We start from the raw sequence: 19,519 nt of genomic DNA, 5'->3' as shown, positions 1-19,519 counted from the left end.
AGCCGCCCGCCCTTACTCGATCAGGAAGAGCGTCTGACCGTATTCCACCGGTTCGGCGTTCTTCACCAGAATTTCGCGCACCACGCCGCCCGTCTCGGCCTCGATCTCGTTCATCAGCTTCATGGCCTCGATGATGCACAGCACCTGTCCGGCCTGCACGGTGTCGCCGACCTTGACGTAGGGCGCGGCGTCCGGACTGGAGGCGGAGTAGAAGGTGCCCACGATGGGCGCCTTGACCGGCGCACCCTTGCTCGCGGCGGGCGCCGCCGGGGCGGGGCTGCTCTCAGGCGCGGCGGGGGCGCTGGCCTGACTGCTCTGGGAAGCCGGAGCGCTGCCCGAAGCGCTGGGCGCGGCATCGAAGGCCGACTCAAACGCGGCGGGCAGGGACGGGCCCTGGGGCGCGGCGGGGGCGCTGGAGAAGGCCGGGCCGTTGCTGGGCTGCGGGCCCCGCTTGAGGTCCAGGGCAAAGCTGCCGGTCTTGAGGCTGAATTCACGGACATCGGCGGATTTCAGGGCATCGAGAATCTGTTTCAGGTCTTCCGGGTTCATGGTCCCTCCTCGGGTGCTGGGCTCCCAGGCTGCATGGGGGTGCCGTGGCAATTTCCGTTCACCATCATGACGGCTGCGGCCGGCGGGGACGTGTTACCCGCTGCCTAACGCTCGTTTGGCTGCACCGAGTCTAACCGGTGAAGCCGGGGGATGGAGCGCGGCGCCTCAGTTCAGCGCCTCGGCCTCACGCACGATGTCGAGCACCCGCTCGCGCACGGCGCGTTCCTCGCGCAGGTAGCGCCCAGCGCTCATCTGCACGCCGATGGCCGCCACCATGCCGCCGCTCAGGCCGTTGCCTGCGCCCATGCCCGGGCCGTCGGCATGGTGGTACGGCACGCCCAGGGTGCACTGCCCCGGAATCCATTCCTCGATGCTGTAGGCGTAACCCAGCCGCCGGACCTTGGCAACCTCGGTGCGCCACTCGTCGGGCGTGGTGATGCTGCTCTGGGTGCAAGCGGCAAAGTGTTTGGGCGTGATCTCCGCGTGGGCGTACAGCAGCTTGCCGCTCGCGGTCGCGGTGGCGGGCAGGTACACGTCCAGCGGCAGGTCAATGTCGGCGTCGGGGTGCCGCTCACGGATGGCGGCCACCACGTCCTCGCCTTCCAGAATGCACAAAAAGGCCACGCAGCGGACCTCCAGTGCCAGCCGGGTGATCAGGGCGCGGGCCTCGGGAAACCACGGCAGCGAGGCGGTGAGCTGCGCGCCCATCTCGGCCAGGTGCCACGACAGGCGGTACTTGCCGGCGGGCGTGCGGCGCAGGAATCCCGCGCCGGTAAGCCCGGCCAGATAGGCGTGGGCCGTGGCGCGCGGCACGCCCAGATGGGTGGCCAGGGCGCGCACGCCCCACTCGGGCTGCTCGGCACTGAAGGCCGAGAGAATGTTTGCCGCTTTCTGAAGGGACAGCACCCGTCCAGCTTACGGGGACAACCGGGTCCTGGGTAGGGGGTGGGGCAGGCAAGCGGGCCCAGAGGCCCGGGCGTTCAGTGGTTTAGCGGTCTGACCGCACGTAGGCGAGCATCAGGTCCGCCGTTGCCCTCAGGGCGTCGGTGTGGGTTCGTTCGTAGGCGTGGCTGGCGTCCACCCCGGGACCGATCAGGGCCACCGGATAATCGCCGCCCGCCTGCCACGCCGCCGTGCCATCCGAGGAGTAGTACGGGTAGAGGTCCACGCGCAGCTCCACTCCAGCTTCGCGGGCCACGCTGCGCAGCCGCTTGCCCAGGTCGTGGTCGTAGGGGCCGCCGCTGTCGGCCACACACAGCGTGACGTGGTGCTCGCTGCTCGTCTGGCCCTCGCCCACCGCCGCCATGTCCACCGCCACCAGGGCGTCGGTGTGCGGGGGAATGCCGGTGGCGGCCCCGTGCCCGACCTCCTCATAGGTGGCGACGTGGAAGGCGACCGTCCGCTCGGGCGGGTTCTGAAGCAGGTCGCGCGTCACGTCCAGAAAGATCGCGACCGCGGCCTTGTTGTCCAGATGGCGCGACTTGATGTATCCGGCGGGCGTGACCCGGGGCCGGGCATCGAAGCTGACAAAATCGCCGACCTCAATGCCCAGCGCGCGGGTCTCGGCGGCGCTGGAGGTCCGTTCATCCAGGCGCACCTCCATCACGGCGGCCTCGCGCCGGAGTTCACGCAGGGCCGCGCCGTGGACGTGCGTGCTCTGGCGGATGTTCACCACCGTGCCGGTGACTCCGTGCCCGTCCTGGGTATGAACGCGCACGTCCTCACCCTCCACGGTGGTCCAGTCGTAGCCGCCCATGCTGAACAGCAGCAGCCGGCCGTTGCTCTTGATCTCCCGGACCAGCGCTCCCAGGGTATCCACATGCCCGCTGAAGGTGACGTGCCCGTCGCCCGTGCCGGGAAGCTCCCAGGTGAGTGCTCCCTTGCGGGTGCGGACCGGGGTGACGCCCAGCGCCCGGACCTCCTGCTCGATCAACGCCACTGCCTCTGAGGTCAAACCGGTGGGACTGGGCGTCTCCAGCAGGCGCAGCAAAACGTCCAGCGTGTAGTCCAGATTCATGGCGCCCAGCCTAGCGTCCGTCTGGCGCCTTCAGGCCAGGGTCGGCACTTCCAGCGTGACCGTGAAGCCCGCCTCGCGGGCGCTGTGGGCGGTGACCGCGAGTTCCGGTGCGTCCGGCAGCGCCAGAAAGTGCAGCTCGCGCACGGCCCGCGCCCGTAGCTCGGCTTCCAGATCGGTGCCGGAAAAGGCATCGGGGCGCCGGGCGCGCACAAGCAGGTCGCCCGCCTCGGCGCGGAAATCCGGGTGCAGCGTCCAGCCCTTGCTGAAGGTTTCGGGCTCGGCGTGTGGGCCCTCCCCGGACGCTCCCTCCGGCGCACCGTCCCACTGAATCATCACGATCAGCTGGCCCTGCTCACGGGCGTGGTCAACGCGGTGGGCCCAGTCGCGCGTCACCTCACGCTCGTGCGGCTGGTCCTCCAGACGCTGGCGCTGCACATTCAGCAAGATCAGGGCGAGGGGCGTGAGGCTCATGTGCCGATGATAGCGGCCCGCGCGCCACCTCCGCTCCAGCGGGGGCGGGGCGCGCTCAGTCTTCCTTCACGGTCATGATGCTCAGGCCCGCGTCCACGTACATGGTCTGTCCGGTCACGCCGCTGCCCAGGTCCGAGAGCAGGAACAGCGCGAGCTTGCCCACCTCCTGTGAGGTCGCGTTGCGGCCAAAGGCGGCGTTGCGCGCGCCCTTGTCGTACAGCCCGCCGAAACCGGGAATGCTGCGGGCGGCGATGGTCCGCATCGGCCCGGCACTGATGGTATTGACCCGGATCTCGCGCGGGCCGAAATCGGCGGCCAGGTAACGGGTGGCGGCCTCCAGGGCGGCCTTGGCCACGCCCATCACGTTGTACTTGGGCACCACCTGCTGTGAGGCGTGGTAGGTCAGGCTGACGACACTGGCCCCCTCACGCAGCAGAGGCTCGGCGTGCCGGCAGCACGAGACCAGCGTGTACGCGCTGACGTTCAGGGCGGTGTTCCAGTCCTCGGGCGTGGTGTCCAGGAAGCGTCCCTCCATGGCCGTGCGCGGCGCGTAGGCGATGGAATGCACCAGATAGTCCAGATGGCCGAACTCCTGCTTCACGCGGGCGAACAGCGCCGTGAGGTCATCCTCGCTGGTGGCGTCGGCCTGCTGGCTCCACACGCCCTCCCGGCCCGCCAGCAGCTTGTCCAGCTCACTTTTCAACCGCTCACCCTGGTAGGAAAAGCCCACCCGACAGCCCGCGGACAGCAGCTGCTCGGCAATGGCCCAGCCCAGGCTGCGCGCGTTCGCCACGCCCATCACCAGGGCCGTCTTGTCACTCAGGTCAATTTGCACGCTCATGTTCCGGACTTTAGCGCCCGGACCGCCGGGGAAGTTGAAGCAGGTGCAAGCCGGGCCGGGCGAATTGGTCCCGGTCTTCCCCCATCTGGGGGCCTCAGCCGTCAGAATCCAGTGAGAGATGAACACGGATACTGCAGATCTGATGCTGTTGACCGCGCCGCACCTGACCGCGCCGCACGCCTTTTCTACCCGGAGTGGAGGCGTGTCGGCGGGCGCATATGGAGCGCCGGGGGGCGGCGGCCTGAACCTGGACGACCGTGAGGACGACCCGCGGGCGGTGGCCGAGAACCGCCGCCGTCTGGCCGGGGCGCTGGGCCTGGACGTCGCCCACTTTGCCCGCCTGAATCAGGTTCACGGCACCGAGGTGCTCACCGTGGACGGACCGGGCGTGTGGACCGGTGACGCGCTGGTGACCCGCACCCCGGGCGTCGCACTCGCCATCGGGACGGCCGACTGTTACCCGCTGCTGCTGGAGGATCCGCTCGCGGGTGTGATCGGCGCGGCCCACGCCGGCTGGAAGGGCACTGTAGGCCGCATTGCCGCCAGGACCGTGCAGGCCATGACGGCCCTGGGGGCGCAGCCTGGACGCATCCACGCGGCGGTCGGCCCCGGCATCTGTGGCGAACGCTACGAGGTCGGCGCGCCGGTGGCGGGGCAATTTGTGGCGGCCGGTCTGGGCGATTGGGTGCTGGAACGGGACGGCCACCGGCACCTCGATCTGGCCGGGGCCAACCGGGCTGTGCTGGAAGATGCCGGGGTGGACAGCGCCCACATCTGGCTCAGCGGGCGCTGCTCGACCGAGGCCGGGTTCTACTCGTTCCGCCGCGATGCAGGGCGCACCGGACGCATGTGGGCCGTGATCGCCCTGAGCGGGACCGGGGCCGCGCCGCTGCAGGGGGCAAGCGCATGACCGGGCGCTCCAGTCTGCTGCGGCCCGACGATGTGATTGACAGCATCCTGCAGATCACGCCGGAATTTCTGGCCCGCCGCGGGCTGCGCGGGCTGCTGCTCGATCTTGACAACACGCTGGTGCCCTACGGCAGTTACGAGGAGGCCGCCGCCGCCGGCATGTTCCGCTGGGCGCGTGACCTGCTCGACTCGGGCATAGGCCTGTATCTGTTGAGCAATGCCACGGGTCGGCGGGCGGCTTTCTGGCTCGCGCGTCTGGGCTTTCACGGCGTCGGGCTGGCGGGCAAACCCAATCCCCGCGCCTACCGTCTGGCCCTCCGGGCCCTGAATCTGCCGGCCCAGCAGGTGGGCATGGTCGGCGATCAGCTGTTCACCGACGTGCTGGGAGGCAACCTCAGCGGCATGCACACCATCCTGGTGCGGCCCCTGGCAACCAACGCCTTGCCCCACACGCGGGTGGCCCGGCATCTGGAACGGCTGGTGCTGCGGAGGTACGGACATGATTGGAAAGTCTGAGGCCCTGGCCCCGCACATCACGAGGAGGAAATAAGATATGGCTCTTTCTATAGGTGACCGCCGTCTGGGCGCGATTTTGCTGGAGCAGGGATACGTCAACGACGGCGACCTGCAAAAGGCCCTGGTGCGCCATGCCGAGGTGGGCGGTCGCCTGGCCGAGATCCTGATTGACTCGGGATTGGTGGGCGAGAAGCGCATCGCGCGGGCCATCGAGGAGGCGCTGGGCATTCCGCTGGTCAACCTGCTGGTGGTCACGCCCGAGCCGCAGGCCATCGCGGCGGTGCGGGCCCAGACGGCCCTGAGCGTGGGGGCCTTTCCCTTTGCGCTGGAGGGCGGCACCCTGCGTGTGGCGCTGGTCGATCCGCTGTCCAGCGTGGCGCTCGAGGCCCTGGAAGACGACAGCAACCTGAACATTGAGCCGTATCAGGCGCTGCAGGAGCAGATCTCCTGGGCCATTGCCCTGAACTACCCGGAACTCGACCTCACTCCGGTCACGCCCACCGAGACCGGGGACGGCACGGGCGGGCAGATGGGTCAGCGCCTGATCGCGCGTGGGCTGATCAACGACGCCCAACTGCAGGTGGCCCTGGACGCCCAGCAGCAGACCGGTGAGCCGCTGGGCGTGACCCTGGTGGCCCAGCAGGTCATCACCGAAGACCAGCTGTATGAGCTGCTCGCCGAGCAGGCGGGGGCAATCTACCTGCGCAACCCGCGCGACTTCCAGCCCACCGAGGACGTGCTGGGCAGCATGATGCGCGCCGACGCCCTGCGTCTTTCCGCTGTGCCGGTCGACGAGACCGACAACGGGGACGTGACGGTGGTCGCCAGCGATCCCCGCAAACGCGATGACATCGAGGCGCTGCTCGGACGTTCGATGCAGCTGATCCTCGCCAAGCCGCGCGATGTGGATCTGCTGATCGAGCGCTTCTATCCGCAGCGCGGCCGCTTGGGCGAGCAGATGGTGCAGCAGGGCAGCCTGTCGCGTGAGCAGCTGCGCGAGGCGCTGCAGGTGCAGGCCCGCGAGGGCAAGGTCAAGCCGCTGGGCGAGGTGATCGTCGAGCTGGGCTTTGCGGGGGCCGACGAGATCGACAGCGCCCTGCAAAAGCAGAATGCGGGCGGCGGCCGCCTGGAAGACACGCTGGTGCAGTCGGGCAAGCTCTCGCCGGAGATGCTGGCGCGCTCGCTGGCCGCGCAGCTGGGCTATGAGTTTCTCGATCCGGTTCAGAACCCGCCGGACGTCAAGGTCGCGCTGTTGATTCCTGAACCCACCGCGCGGCGCTACGGCGTGGTGCCGATCCGCATGCAAGGCGACGCGCTGGTGGTCGCCATGAAGGACCCGCGCAACGTCTTTGCGCTCGACGACCTGAAGCTGATTGCCGGACGCGAGATCATTCCGGCGGTGATGGCGGAAAAGGACATCATCCGCCTGATCGAGCGGTACTTCGGCAACCAGGGCATGGCCGACCTGAACCAGCGCCTGCAGGACGAGTCCAGAAAACGCGACAAGGAATCCCAGAAGCAGAGCGACCTGGACCTCAGCGCCGGACTGGACGACAACGCCGTGGTGAAGGTGGTCGACGGGCTGATCCGCGAGGCCGCCCTGCAGGATGCAAGCGACATCCACATCGAGCCGACCGAACACAACCTGCGCGTGCGCTACCGCATTGACGGCGTGCTGCGCGAGCAGAACGAGCTGCCCAAGGGAGCGGCGCAGAGCATCCTGGCGCGCATCAAGATCATGGGCCACCTGGACATTGCCGAGCGGCGCATTCCGCAGGACGGCCGCGTGCGCTTCAAGAAGGGCAGCATCGACATCGACCTGCGTCTGTCCACCCTGCCCACCGTGTACGGCGAGAAGGCCGTGATGCGTCTGCTGCAGAAGGCGAGCAACATTCCCGAAGTCGAGCAGCTGGGCTTTTCTGAGCACAACTTTCAGCGCTACCTCGACGTGATCGAGAAGCCCAACGGCATCTTTCTGGTTACCGGCCCGACCGGGTCGGGCAAGTCGTTTACCTCCTTTTCCACGCTCAAGCGCATCGCCCGGCCCGAGAAGAACACCACCACCATCGAGGACCCGGTGGAGTACGAGATTCCGGGCATTGTCCAGTCGCAGGTCAACAACACGGCGGGCATGACCTTCGCCCGGGCGCTGCGGGCCTTCTTGCGTCAGGACCCGGACATCATCTTCGTGGGGGAAATCCGCGACACCGAGACGGCCAAGATCGCCGTCGAGGCGGCCCTGACCGGCCACCTGGTGCTGGCGACGCTGCACACCAACGACGCGCCCGGCGCGATCATCCGTCTGGACGAGATGGGAGTCGAGCCGTTCAACATCAGCGCCTCGGTGGTGGGGGTGCTCGCGCAGCGCCTGGTCCGCAAGGTGTGTCCTGAGTGCAAGGCCCCGACCAACGCCGACCCGGACGTCCTGCGGCGCCTGGGCATTCAGGAGCGCGACCTGCGCGGCGCCCAGCTGATGCGCGGCGCTGGCTGCGCCCGCTGCGGAGGCACCGGCTACAAGGGCCGCATGGGCATCCACGAACTGATGGTGGTGGACGAACCTCTGCGCGCGGCCATCGGTGCAGGCAAGACGGCCATCGAGATCCGTGATGTGGCCGTGGAACGCAGCGGCATGAAAACCCTGCGTCAGGACGGCATTGAGAAGGCCTTGCAGGGCGTCACGACCCTCGAAGAGGTCCTGGCCGTCACGAGCAGCTAGCCAGACCACCACGGCCACGCCGCACAGGGCCGCACTCCACACCGACTTCCTTCACCGCTTCAGAGGTAAACCATGACCCAGCCCCCCGCCGACATCACCGACATCCTGCGCATCGCCGCCGAGAAGGGAGCGTCCGACGTGATCCTGACCGTGGGCCTGCCGCCGCAGTTCAAGCTCTCGGGCGTGTATGGCTCGCAGGGCTTTCCCTCGCTGGTATCCACCGAGACCCGCAAGCTGATGTACTCCATGATGAACGAGAAACAGCAGCGCACCTTCGAGGAACGCCGCGAACTCGACTTCAGCTTCGCGCTGGGCGAGAAGGCACGCTTTCGCGTGAACGCCTTTATGCAGCGCGGCAACGTGGGCGGCGTGATGCGTCTGATTCCCACCAAGATCAAGAGCGCCGAGGAGATGGGGCTGCCGCAGAACGTGGTCGATATCGCCAACGCCCCGCGCGGACTGATTCTGGTCACCGGTCCCACCGGCTCGGGCAAGAGCACCACGCTGGCGGCCATGCTCGACTACATCAACTCGACCAAGAAAATGCACATCATGACCATCGAGGACCCCATCGAGTTCATGCATGTGCACAAGCAGAGCATCATCAACCAGCGCGAGATCGGCTCGGATACCCTGAGCTTCAACGACGCCCTGCGCGCGGTGCTGCGTCAGGCCCCCGACGTGATTCTGGTGGGTGAGATGCGCGACTACGAGACCATCAAGGCCGCCGTGACCGCTGCCGAGACCGGACACCTGGTGATGGGTACGCTGCACACCAACTCCGCACCCGAGTCCATTGACCGCATCGTGGACGTGTTTCCCGAGGAGCAGCAGGAGCAGATCCGGGTGCAGCTTGCCAACAACCTCGTGGCCGTGATGACCCAGCAGCTGCTGCCGCGGCTGGACGGCCAGGGCCGCATCCTGGCCTATGAGCTGCTGATGGCCAATTCTGCCGTGCGCGCCCTGATCCGCGAGGGCAAGACCTACCAGATCACCAGCGTCATGCAGACCGGCCTGCGCGAGGGCATGATCACCATGGACGCGTTCCTGGCCAACCTGTATCGCCGGCGCATCATCAGCTTTGACGTCGGCGCGACCCGCGCGGTCGATCCCAAGGAGTTCGCGCGCCTGGCCAATGACGCCGGGGGAGCCAAGTCGGGGGGGGCGCCGCAGGGCGGTTACGGCGCGGCCATACCGGCCAGCCCGTCCGCCTCCTCTCCCTCGGCCACCAGCACGACCTGGGGCAGCGACGCGGGCCGCACGGCCTCGCCGGGCAGCACCTCGGAAACCGGGGCGTATGGCCGGGGCCGGCGCTGAGCCCAGCGGCCCCCAGACACCACCGAGTAGAGCGCTCCCGCCTGTGAATGGCGGGAGCGCTTTTACCGTGAGGGAGGGGGAGCCCAGGCTCCCGGTCCCTTAGGCGCCGGGCTGGGTCGCGCCCTTGCTCTGGCTGGGGGGGATGGTCGGCTGGCTGCCGGCGGGCTTGGGCAGCAGCAGCAGATCCAGCACCTCGCCTACCCGCTCAACCGGGTGAACCTTCAGGTCGCCGCGGATGCTGTCGGGCACTTCCTGCAGGTGCGCCTCGTTGTCCTTGGGAAAGATCACCTCGCGGATGCCGCCCTGGTGCGCGGCCAGCAGTTTCTCCTTGAGGCCGCCGATGGGCAGCACACGTCCGCGCAGGCTGATCTCGCCGGTCATGGCGACGTCCATGCGCACCGGGCGGCCCGTGATGGCGCTGATGACGGCGGTGGCAATCGTGATGCCCGCGCTGGGACCGTCCTTGGGCGTCGCGCCGTCGGGGAAGTGCACGTGCAGGTCCAGGTTCTTGTGGAACTCGGGGTCCGCGCCGTACTCCTGGGCGTGGGCGCGCAGGTAGGCGATGGCTGCCCCCACGCTTTCCTTCATCACGTCGCCCAGCGAGCCGGTCATGCTGATCTTGCCGCTGCCGGGGGTTGCCAGCGCCTCGACGAGCAGCATGGTGCCGCCCACGCTGGTCCAGGCCAGACCCTGAGCCACGCCGACCTGCGGCTCTTTCTCCATCTTGTCGGGGCGGTGCAGCGGCACTCCCAGATAATCGGAAATCTGCGCGGCGTCGATGACCTTCACGTTCTCCCACGGCTTTTCCAGCAGCTCGCGGGCGGCCTTGCGGGCCAGCTTGCTGATCTGGCGGTCCAGGTTGCGCACGCCGCTCTCGGCGGTGTACTCCTCGACGATGCGGTTCAGGGCGGCGTCCGTGATCTCCAGCTTGCCGCTCAGGCCGTGGCTCTTGATCTGGCGCGGCACGCGGTAACGCCGGGCGATCTCCACCTTCTCGACCTGGGTGTAGCCGGGAATCTGGATGACTTCCATGCGGTCAAGCAGCGGACGGGGAATGGTCTGCAGGCTGTTGGCCGTCGTGATGAACATCACCTGCGACAGGTCGTAGGGCACTTCCAGGTAGTGGTCTTGGAAGGTGTGGTTCTGTTCGGGGTCCAGCACTTCCAGCATGGCTGAGGAGGGATCGCCGCGCCAGTCGCTACTCATCTTGTCGATCTCGTCGAGCAGGACCACCGGGTTGGCGACCCCCGCCGTCTTCATGCCCTGGATGATGCGCCCGGGCATGGAACCGATGTAGGTGCGGCGGTGGCCGCGGATCTCGGCCTCGTCGCGCACGCCGCCCAGGCTCATGCGTACGAACTTGCGGTTGAGGCTGCGGGCGATGCTCTTGCCCAGCGAGGTCTTGCCCACACCGGGAGGCCCCACCAGACACAGGATGGGCGCACGCAGCTCGGCGTCATCGGTGCGCTCCTCGGCGGTGCGTTCCTTGCGCTGCTCCTCGGTCTCGCCGTCCTTGTGGGTCAGCTGGCGCACGGCCAGGAATTCCAGGATGCGGTCCTTGACGTCATCCAGCGCGTAGTGGTCCGCGTTCAGGATGTCGCGGGTGCGCCCGATGTCCAGAATCTCCTCGTCGCGCTTGCTCCACGGCACGTCAATCAACCAGTCGATGTAGTTGCGCACGACCGTGCTCTCGGGGCTGCCGCCGGGCGTGCGCTCCAGGCGCAGCAGTTCCTTGAGGGCCTTTTCCTTGACCGATTCGGGCATGCCCGCTTCCTCGATCTTCTCGCGCAGGGCCTCGACCTCGGCGGGACCGTCCTCGCCGCCGCCCAGTTCCTTGCCGATGGCCTTCATCTGCTCTCGGAGGTAGTACTCGCGCTGGTTGGCGTCCATCTGTTCCTTGACGCGCCCGGCGATCTTCTTGTCCATATTGAAGCGCTCGGTGTCGCGGGTCAGGAACTTCAGGGTCGCTTCCAGGCGGGCCCGCAGCGCAACGGCCTCCAGAATCTCCTGCTTCTCCTCGGGGGTCCAGGTGGCGTGGTGCGCGACCTGATCGGACAGGGCGCCGCCGTCGTTCAGGGCCTTGAGCCCCTCAAGCTGGTAGTTGTCCAGGCGCAGGTTCTTGTTCTGGCGCTGGTACTCCTCAAAGGCCGACTTGACCTCGCCGGTCAGGACCACGGCCTCGCGGCTGTCATCGGTCAGGGTGGGCTGGGTCTCGGCGCGCACGCGCATGTAGGCGGCACTCACCTCGTCCTGCACGGAGGCGCGTTCCTGGGCCTCCACAAGCACCTGATAGGTGTTGTCGGGCATACGCACGACCTGCTTGACCACGGCCAGCACACCCATGTCGTACAGCTCGGCGCGGGTGGGATCGTCGGTGCGCGCGTCCCGCTGGGTCAGCAGCAGCACGCGGCGGTCGGAAGCCTGCGCCTCGTCCACGGCGCGCTTGCTCTTGGGACGGCCCACGTCGATGTTCTGCGTGACACCGGGCAGGATAACCATATTTCTCAGGGCGACGACGGGAAGTTCCCAGATCATGCTGACTCCTTAGAACCGCGCTTTGTGGGCAGCGGGTGAATAGACCACTTTAACGCGGGAAGAATGCAAGAAGACACCCCCGCAAGGTGTCCCAGGATTCTAGGGACCCCCCGGCGGGGATGCTGTAAGCTTCGTTGCCTTTTACGCAGACTTCTTGAGTCCCTTAGACTCAAGTATATCCAGCGGCGAGTCGATGTGGGCGGCGTCGAAGCGCAGCTCGCGCAGGCCCTCGACCGGCAGCTCGAACAGCAGATCGGTCATGGCCTTTTCCAGCACCGCACGCAGGCCGCGCGCCCCGGTCTTGCGCTCCTTGGCACGGTGGGCCACCTCGCGCAGCGCGCCCTCGGTGAAGGACAGGTCCACGTCCTGGAACCCGAACAGCGACTGGTACTGGCGCACGATCGCGCCCTGCGGTTCGGTCAGGATGCGAACCAGCGCCTCCTCGTCGAGGTCCTGAAGCTGGACTACCAGCGGCAGGCGGCCCACGAACTCGGGAATCAGCCCGAACTTCACGAGGTCCTCGGGCAAGAAACGCAGCTCGCTCTTCTCCTCGCCCTTGTGCTCGGCACCGAAGCCCACCGCGCGCACGTTGGTACGGGCGCGGGCGATCTCGGACATGCTCTCGAAGGCCCCGCCCACGATGAACAGGATGTTCTTGGTGTTTACCTGCACGAGTTCCTGCTGCGGGTGCTTGCGGCCCCCCTGCGGCGGCACCTGCGCGACCGTGCCCTCGATGATCTTGAGCAGCGCCTGCTGCACGCCCTCGCCCGAGACATCCCGGGTGATCGAGGTGCCCTCGGACTTGCGGGCGATCTTGTCGATCTCGTCGATGTAGATGATGCCGCGCTCGGCCGCCGAGACGTCGTATTCGGCGGCCTGCAGCAGGCGCACGATCACGTTCTCCACGTCGTCGCCCACGTACCCCGCTTCGGTCAGGGTGGTGGCGTCGGCGATGGCAAAGGGCACTTCCAGCATCTCGGCCAGCGACTGCGCGAGCAGCGTCTTGCCGGTCCCGGTCGGCCCGATCAGCAGGATGTTGCTCTTCTGCAGATTCACGTCGGGGTGTGCCAGGCGCTGGTAGTGGCTGACCACCGCCACGGCCAGCGCCTTCTTGGCCTCGTCCTGCCCGATCACGAACTCGTCGAGGTAGGCCTTGATCTCGCGTGGGCTGGGCAGCTCCTCAAGGGTGAACTCGCTGCCGGCCTTCTTGTTCTGCTTGACCAGCTCAAAGGCGCGGTCGGTGCACTCGTTGCAGATAAAGGCCGCGCGGCCCGGGGCCTCGATCAGCTGGGCGATCTGGGGATGCTGGCGCCCACAGAACGAGCAGCGGTCTCCGGTTCCTGCCTTGGTCATACGCCGACCTCCTCGATCTGCCGCGTGTTCTCGATCACGCTGTCGATCAGACCGTACTGTTTGGCCTCGTCCGCCGACATGAAGTAGTCGCGCTCCATGTCACGCAGCAGCTTGTCGTGGGGCAGATCGGTGTGCTTGTTGTAGATGCTCACCAGGCGGTCGCGCAGGTGCAGCACTTCCTTGGCCTGCACCTCCAGGTCCGGGGTGTTGCCCCGGAAGCCGGCGGAGCCCTGGTGAATCATGATGCGGCTGTTGGGCAGGGCCATGCGCTTGCCCTTGTCCCCGGCCATCAGCAGCACGCTGCCCATGCTCATGGCAATGCCCACGCAGATGGTGGACACCGGCGCCTTGATGTAGCGCATGGTGTCGTAGATCGCCAGCCCGGCGTAGACCTCGCCGCCGGGGCAGTTGATGTACATCTGGATTTCCTGCTCGGGATTCTGGCTGTCGAGCAGCAGCAGCTGCGCCACGATGCTGTTGGCCATCTGCGACTCGATGGGCGTACCCACGAAGATGATCCGGTCCTTGAGCAGGCGCGAGTAGATGTCGTAGCTGCGCTCGCCGCGTCCGGTCTGTTCGATCACGTAAGGAATGATGCCCATGCGCGCGATTATAGGGCGGCCCGAGAAAAGGAAAGTGTCGGTATGGGGAAAAACGGGCCGGTGCCCGGGTGCGGGCGCGCCGCCTCAGACCCGCAAAAAGGCGGGCAGGAACGGCCTGCGCCGTCTGCCCGCCCGCAAAAGTCTGTGCTCAGTCCACGATCATGGGAATCAGGACCGGGTTGCGTCCCGTCACCTTGCGGACAAAGCGCCGCACGGCTCCGTACATGTCGTCGCGCACGTCTTCCAGGCGCTTCTTGTCGCGGGTGCCCCCCTCGATGGCCTCCAGCGCCACCTTGCGGATCTGGTTGTCCAGGTCGCGGTTGGCGCGCACGAAGCCGCGCGAGACCACCTCCACATGCGGCGTGGGGTGCAGCACCGCCGTCATGATCAGGATGCCCTCCTGGCTCATGTTCACGCGGTCGAGCAGCACGTCGTCGCCGATGTCGCCTACGCCCAGGCCGTCCACGTACACCGCGCCCGCAGGCACCGTGCCGGTCACCTTGAACTCATCGGCGCTCAGGCGGATCACGTCGCCGTTCTTGACGATCAGGGTGCGCTTGGGCGGGCGCGGCAGCGTCTGGGCCAGCTTGGCGTGGTTGATCTGGTGGCGGGGTTCACCGTGCCACGGCAGGAAGAATTTGGGCCGCGCGAGGTTCAGCACGGTGGCGAGTTCCTCCTGCGAGCCGTGGCCGGACGCGTGGATCTTGTACGCGGGCGGATAGTACACGTCCACGCCGATCTCGTACAGGCGGTTGATGACCAGGTTGACCGCTTCCTCGTTGCCGGGAATCGGGTTGCTGGACAGAATCACGCTGTCGCCGCGGCGCAGGGCGATCTTGGCGTGGTTGCCGAACGCCAGGCGCGAGAGCACGCTCATGGGCTGGCCCTGCGACCCGGTGCAGACATACAGCACCTGCTGGTCCTGCATGCTGGCGACCTCATCGTTGGTCAGCAACGGCTCGGGCAGTTCCATGTAGCCCAGGCCCTGGGACACCTGCGCGTACTTGAGCATGCTGCGCCCCTCCATCACGACCCGGCGGCTCTGGCGGTGGGCGATGTTGATGACGTTCTGAATGCGGTTGACGTTCGAGGCGAAGGTGGTCATGAACACCCGGCCCTTGCAGCCGGCGATCACGTCTTCCAGATTGCGGGCAACCTCGGCCTCGCTCATGGTGCGGCCCGGACGCTCAGCGTTGGTCGAGTCGCTGATCAGCAGCAGCACGCCGTCCTTGCCCGCCTGCTCGATCTTGCCCAGGTCACTGAGCTGGCCGTCGCTGGGATGCTCGTCGAGCTTGAAGTCCCCGGTGTGCACGATGCGGCCCGCCGGCGTGGTCAGGATGTACCCGGCGTTGTCGGGAATCGAGTGGGTCATGCGGAAGTACTCGACCCCGAAGTACTTGCCGATCTTGAACTTGGCGTTCAGGTCCACCTCGCGCAGGTCGGTCTCGTTGTCCTTGATGCCGAACTCCGAGAGCTTCTCGCGGACCAGACCCAGGGTGAGCGGCGCGCCGTACACCGGGACCTTGGGCAGGCGGGGCAGGATGTACGGCAGGCCGCCGATGTGGTCCTCGTGGCCGTGCGTCAGGATCCAGCCCTTGATCAGGCCTGCGTTCTGCTGCAGGTAGTCGATGCGCGGGATGATCAGGTCGATGCCCATCTGGTGCGCTTCGGGAAAGGCCAGGCCGGCGTCGACGACCATGATCTCGTCGTCGTAGCGGTAGGCGGTGATGTTCTTGCCGATCTCGCCCATGCCGCCCAGCGGAATCACTTCGAGGTGCGGGGCGGTCGGGGTGCTGTCTGGGTGGGTCATTTGGGAACTCCGGAGCGTGGCCTGTGCGGTCGGGACCAGATGATGCAGATGTCGCAAAATCGCAGAGAAGGACTTGAGGCCAGGCGTGACTTGAATGCGGCGGTGGCCCAGCGGATGCGGCCTGGAGGCAGTCTCAGTCAGGTGGACGTGCTGAACTGCTGGCGATTGTGTCGCCCGTGACCAGCCCGATAAGGGGCCAGACCCGTGACGCGGTCTGCCCAGGCTAGCACGACAGGGGGGCTGAATTTCCAGCGCAGCCCACCCCCTGTCCGGTGGGGGAGGGGCGAGGTGCGGGCCTTCCCACGGCAGCGCCGACGCGCTGCACACCCGGACGACGCGCCCGCAGCCTTCATGAAGGCGTATCATGAAACGGTGACTTCCCCCTGCATTCTGGTGATCGAAGACGATCTGGACATTGCCAACGTCCTGAAGATGGACCTGACGGACGCCGGTTACGAGGTCGAACACGCCGATTCGGCCATGAACGGGCTGATCAAGGCGCGCGAGGATCACCCGGCGCTGATCCTGCTGGACCTGGGGCTGCCCGATTTTGACGGCGGCGACGTGGTGCAGCGGCTGCGCAAGAACAGCGCCGTGCCGATCATCGTGCTTACCGCCCGCGACACGGTGGACGAGAAGGTGCGCCTGCTGGGCCTGGGCGCCGACGACTACCTGATCAAGCCCTTTCACCCCGACGAGCTGCTCGCCCGCGTGAAGGTGCAGCTGCGCCAGCGCACCACCGAGAGCCTGAGCATGGGCGAGCTGACCCTGGACCCCCAGAAGCGGCTGGTGACCTACAAGGCCGAGGAGCTGCGGCTGTCGCCCAAGGAATTCGACATCCTGGCGCTGCTGATTCGTCAGCCGGGCCGGGTCTACTCGCGCCAGGAGATCGGTCAGGAGATCTGGCAGGGCCGCCTGCCCGAGGGCAGCAACGTGGTGGACGTGCACATGGCGAACCTGCGCGCCAAGCTGCGCGACCTTGACGGCTACGGCCTGCTCCGCACCGTACGCGGCGTCGGCTACGCGCTGCGCGGCTGAACGCTCCTCAGTTCCCTTGAAGTCCCTGATCGACGTGTCTGACGCCGCGCCCTTTGCGGGTGTGGAGGCCGCCGCCCTGCTCGCCGCCCTGCCCGACCCGACTGTGGTGGTGTGGGCCAGCGGCCGTTTTGCCCTGAACGCCGCCGCGCGTGAACGCCTGGAAAGCGTCTCGCAGGGAGAGGCCGACGCGGCCCACAACTGGGCCGCCCTGTTCGTGCCGGGCACGGCGCAGCAGCTGCGCGACGCGCTGGCCCGCGCCTTTGAGGGAGCGGGCTCACGCCTGTCCATCCAGATGGTGGACACGGTGGCCCCGGCGCTGGCGACCATCACGCCGTCGGGGCCGGGCGCGGCCCTGCTTCATCTGCGCGAGGCCCATGATCCGCTGGAGGTGGCGCTGGAACTCATGGACAGCCTGGGGCTGGGCATGACCGTGCAGGGAGCAGACAGCGCCGTCCAGCACGCCAACGCGGCCGCGTCCACCATCCTGGGCCTGAGCCCCGAACAGTTGACCGGACGCGACGTGCTCGATCCGTGCTGGCGGACCATACATCCGGACGGCCGGCCCTTTCCCAGCGAGACGCATCCGTCCGTTCAGGCGCTGCGCAGCGGGCAGCCCCTGCTGGAAGTGCCGATGGGGGTCTACCACCCGGGCGAGCAGGACTGGCGCTGGCTGTTGGTCAGCGCCATTCCACGCCGCGCTCCGGGCAGCCGGACACCCGAACAGGTCACGACCGTCTTTGTGGACGTCACGGCCCAGCGCAGAATTGAAGATGAGATGCGCCGCAGCGAGCAGCGCTTCCGTTCGCTGGTCGAGGCCACTGCACAGATCGTGTTCACCACCGATGCCCAGGGGGTCTTCAACGGCCCGCAACCGGGCTGGGAGGCGTTTACCGGCCAGGGCCCCGACGACTACCTGGATGGCGGGGGGGGCGGACAGGCCCTGCACCCCGACGACCGCGAGCGCTCGGTGGGCGGCTGGCTGGAGGCCGTGCAGACCCTGCGGCCCTATCAGTCCGAACACCGTCTGCGCCGCGCCGACGGACAGTACGTGCCCATGCAGGTGCGGGCGGTGCCGGTTCTTAACGGGGACGGCAGCGTGCGTGAGTGGATCGGCACCCAGACCGACATCAGCGCCGTGCGTGAGGCCGAGGAGGCGCTGCGGGCACTGAACGCCGAGCTGGAGGGCCGGGTCACGGCCAGGACCCAGGAACTCGCCGAGGTCACGCGCTTTTCCACGCTGCTGCTGACCGCCGCCGGCGAGGGAGTCTTCGGACTGGACGCGGCGGGCCGCAGCACCTTCGCCAACCCGGCGGCGGCGCGCATGCTCGGCTACAGCGTCGAGCGCCTGATCGGCAGTCAGCAGCACGACCTGATTCACCACAGCCACGCCGACGGCACCCCTTACCCAAAAGAGGAGTGCCCCATCCACCAGACCCTGCGCGACGGCCAGACCCGCCGCATAGACCACGACGTGCTGTGGCACGCGCAGGGCCATGCGGTGGACGTGTCCAGCGTGGTCACGCCGATGTTCTCGGTGTCAGGAGAGGTCAGCGGCGCGGTGCTGATGGTGCAGGACATCACCGAGCGCCTGCGCGCCCAGACCCGGCTCGAGGAAGCCATCGAGGAACTCGAGCGCAGCAATACCGACCTGGAGCAGTTTGCCTATGTCGCCTCGCACGACCTGCAGGAGCCGCTGCGGACCCTGGGCAGCTACGCCGAACTGCTTGAGCGGCGTTACGGCGGGCAGCTCGACGAGCGTGCCGACCGCTACCTGTCGTTCATGCAGGACGCGGTGGGCCGCATGCGCAGCCTGATTCAGGACCTGCTGGACTTCTCACGGGTGGGCCGGGGCGAGACCCTGCCGGTGCCGGTGGCCCTCGACGACGTGATGCGGCTGGCCGCGCAGAATGTGCAGGCCGCGCGTGCGGCGGGCGATGGGCAGCTGACCTGGGAGACCCCGCACCGGGTGCTGGGCCACGCGCCGCTGCTCGCGCCGCTGCTCACCAATCTGGTCAGCAACGGCCTGAAATTCACGCTGCCGGGCCAGCCCGCGCGCGTGTACGTCGCGTCACGCCAGGAAGGACCGTGGATTCACGTCACCGTCCAGGACAGCGGCATCGGCATCGCGCCGGAGTATCAGGAACGGATCTTCGACATCTTTCAGCGGCTGCACCGCCGCGAGGACTATGCCGGTAACGGCATGGGCCTGGCGATCTGCCGTAAGATCGTGGAGCATCATGGCGGACGGCTGTGGCTGGAGTCTGCGCCCGGACAGGGCAGCACCTTTCATCTCACCCTGCCCGCGGTGTCCCCCAGCCCTGCCCCCTCCCCGACCATGACCCCCCTCCAACCATGACCCAGGCCCCTGCCCGCCAGATCGAGATCCTCCTTGTGGAGGACAACGAACCCGATATCCTGCTGACCCTGGAGGCCTTTGAGGACGCGCGCGTGCCCAACCGCCTGCATGTGGCCCGCGACGGGGTGGAGGCGCTGAGGTTCCTGCGCCGCGAGGCCGAGCACGCCGCCGCGCCGCGCCCGGACCTGATCCTGATGGACATCAACATGCCGCGCAAGAACGGACTGGAGGTTCTGGAGGAGATCAAGGCCGACGCGGACCTGAGCAGCATTCCGGTGCTGATGCTGACCACCAGCCAGGCCGAGGACGACGTGCGGCTGTCCTACCAGCGCCACGCCAGCGGCTACGTGGTCAAGCCGGTGGGCTTCGAGAATTTCCTGAGCGCCATCCGCGCCTTCGAGGACTTCTGGCTGACCTTCGTGCGCTTTCCGCCCCGGCTGTAACCGGGCTCCGGCGCGGCCCACACGGGGCCAGCCAGCCCGAAGCGGG

At 67.5% G+C, this 19,519-nt stretch carries 16 protein-coding genes; 7 read left to right on the top strand and 9 right to left on the bottom strand.

Going from position 1 to position 19,519, the window contains the following annotated elements; translation table 11 throughout:
* Positions 1–12 precede the first annotated feature (12 nt).
* The 5 genes from accB to IEY21_RS05045 all read right to left on the bottom strand — a co-directional run bounded on the left by accB (position 13) and on the right by IEY21_RS05045 (position 3,878).
* A complete protein-coding gene (gene accB / locus IEY21_RS05065; protein WP_188902012.1) occupies positions 13–549 on the bottom strand; it encodes an acetyl-CoA carboxylase biotin carboxyl carrier protein in 537 nt (178 codons plus the stop codon).
* 165 nt (positions 550–714) lie between these two features.
* Entirely contained in the window at positions 715–1,455 is a 741-nt protein-coding gene (locus IEY21_RS05060; RefSeq protein WP_188902010.1) for an IclR family transcriptional regulator, read from the bottom strand.
* 82 nt (positions 1,456–1,537) lie between these two features.
* Positions 1,538–2,566, bottom strand: coding sequence for a M42 family metallopeptidase (locus IEY21_RS05055; protein ID WP_188902008.1), 1,029 nt, complete (start codon positions 2,564–2,566; stop codon positions 1,538–1,540).
* Positions 2,567–2,596: 30 nt separating this feature from the next.
* Entirely contained in the window at positions 2,597–3,037 is a 441-nt protein-coding gene (locus IEY21_RS05050) for a cysteine hydrolase family protein (RefSeq protein WP_188902006.1), read from the bottom strand.
* A 55-nt stretch (positions 3,038–3,092) separates the two neighbouring features.
* On the bottom strand, positions 3,093–3,878 hold the full coding sequence (locus IEY21_RS05045; protein WP_188902004.1) for an enoyl-ACP reductase FabI: 786 nt from the start codon (positions 3,876–3,878) through the stop codon (positions 3,093–3,095).
* A 118-nt stretch (positions 3,879–3,996) separates the two neighbouring features.
* Between IEY21_RS05045 and pgeF the strand changes: the two genes are divergently transcribed.
* The 4 genes from pgeF to IEY21_RS05025 all read left to right on the top strand — a co-directional run bounded on the left by pgeF (position 3,997) and on the right by IEY21_RS05025 (position 9,336).
* The gene (gene pgeF, locus IEY21_RS05040; RefSeq protein WP_188902002.1) at positions 3,997–4,788 is read left to right on the top strand and encodes a peptidoglycan editing factor PgeF; all 792 of its coding nucleotides are present in this window, start codon (positions 3,997–3,999) and stop codon (positions 4,786–4,788) included.
* Entirely contained in the window at positions 4,785–5,303 is a 519-nt protein-coding gene (locus IEY21_RS05035) for a YqeG family HAD IIIA-type phosphatase (RefSeq protein WP_188902000.1), read from the top strand. The genes pgeF and IEY21_RS05035 overlap by 4 nt, the downstream gene beginning before the upstream one ends.
* 37 nt (positions 5,304–5,340) lie before the next feature.
* Positions 5,341–8,019 carry a type II/IV secretion system protein gene (locus IEY21_RS05030; RefSeq protein ID WP_188901998.1) on the top strand — a complete coding sequence of 893 codons (2,679 nt, stop codon included), beginning with the start codon at positions 5,341–5,343 and terminating at the stop codon, positions 8,017–8,019.
* A gap of 72 nt (positions 8,020–8,091) precedes the next feature.
* Positions 8,092–9,336, top strand: a complete 1,245-nt coding sequence (locus IEY21_RS05025) for a type IV pilus twitching motility protein PilT (RefSeq protein ID WP_188901996.1) — start codon at positions 8,092–8,094, stop codon at positions 9,334–9,336.
* A gap of 99 nt (positions 9,337–9,435) precedes the next feature.
* Here the strand turns inward: IEY21_RS05025 and lon are convergent, their stop codons facing one another.
* From lon to IEY21_RS05005, 4 genes are all read right to left on the bottom strand, one after another.
* The gene (gene lon / locus IEY21_RS05020; RefSeq protein ID WP_188901994.1) at positions 9,436–11,871 is read right to left on the bottom strand and encodes an endopeptidase La; all 2,436 of its coding nucleotides are present in this window, start codon (positions 11,869–11,871) and stop codon (positions 9,436–9,438) included.
* Positions 11,872–12,012: 141 nt separating this feature from the next.
* Positions 12,013–13,224: an ATP-dependent Clp protease ATP-binding subunit ClpX gene (gene clpX, locus IEY21_RS05015; RefSeq protein ID WP_188901992.1), complete on the bottom strand. Its 1,212-nt coding sequence runs from the start codon at positions 13,222–13,224 to the stop codon at positions 12,013–12,015.
* Complete coding sequence (gene clpP, locus IEY21_RS05010; RefSeq protein WP_184135517.1) at positions 13,221–13,826, bottom strand: ATP-dependent Clp protease proteolytic subunit; 606 nt, start codon at positions 13,824–13,826, stop codon at positions 13,221–13,223. The genes clpX and clpP overlap by 4 nt, the downstream gene beginning before the upstream one ends.
* A gap of 148 nt (positions 13,827–13,974) precedes the next feature.
* The gene (locus tag IEY21_RS05005) at positions 13,975–15,636 is read right to left on the bottom strand and encodes a ribonuclease J (protein WP_188901990.1); all 1,662 of its coding nucleotides are present in this window, start codon (positions 15,634–15,636) and stop codon (positions 13,975–13,977) included.
* 351 nt (positions 15,637–15,987) lie between these two features.
* On the opposite strand from IEY21_RS05005, the gene IEY21_RS05000 reads away from it, so the two are divergent.
* From IEY21_RS05000 to IEY21_RS04990, 3 genes are read left to right on the top strand one after another with little or no spacing between them, the layout of a single operon-like run.
* The gene (locus IEY21_RS05000) at positions 15,988–16,674 is read left to right on the top strand and encodes a response regulator transcription factor (protein ID WP_373290479.1); all 687 of its coding nucleotides are present in this window, start codon (positions 15,988–15,990) and stop codon (positions 16,672–16,674) included.
* Between the two features lie 16 nt (positions 16,675–16,690).
* The gene (locus IEY21_RS04995) at positions 16,691–19,030 is read left to right on the top strand and encodes a PAS domain-containing sensor histidine kinase (protein WP_229752894.1); all 2,340 of its coding nucleotides are present in this window, start codon (positions 16,691–16,693) and stop codon (positions 19,028–19,030) included.
* Positions 19,027–19,473 carry a response regulator gene (locus IEY21_RS04990; protein ID WP_188901986.1) on the top strand — a complete coding sequence of 149 codons (447 nt, stop codon included), beginning with the start codon at positions 19,027–19,029 and terminating at the stop codon, positions 19,471–19,473. Before IEY21_RS04995 ends, IEY21_RS04990 begins: the two co-directional genes overlap by 4 nt.
* Positions 19,474–19,519 lie beyond the last annotated feature (46 nt).

The organism is Deinococcus aerophilus (assembly GCF_014647075.1).
In the GTDB taxonomy this organism is placed as follows: Bacteria; Deinococcota; Deinococci; order Deinococcales; family Deinococcaceae; genus Deinococcus; species Deinococcus aerophilus.
The sequence above is the reverse complement of the archived record's forward strand: the minus strand, read 5'-3'. Positions and strand labels throughout refer to the sequence as shown.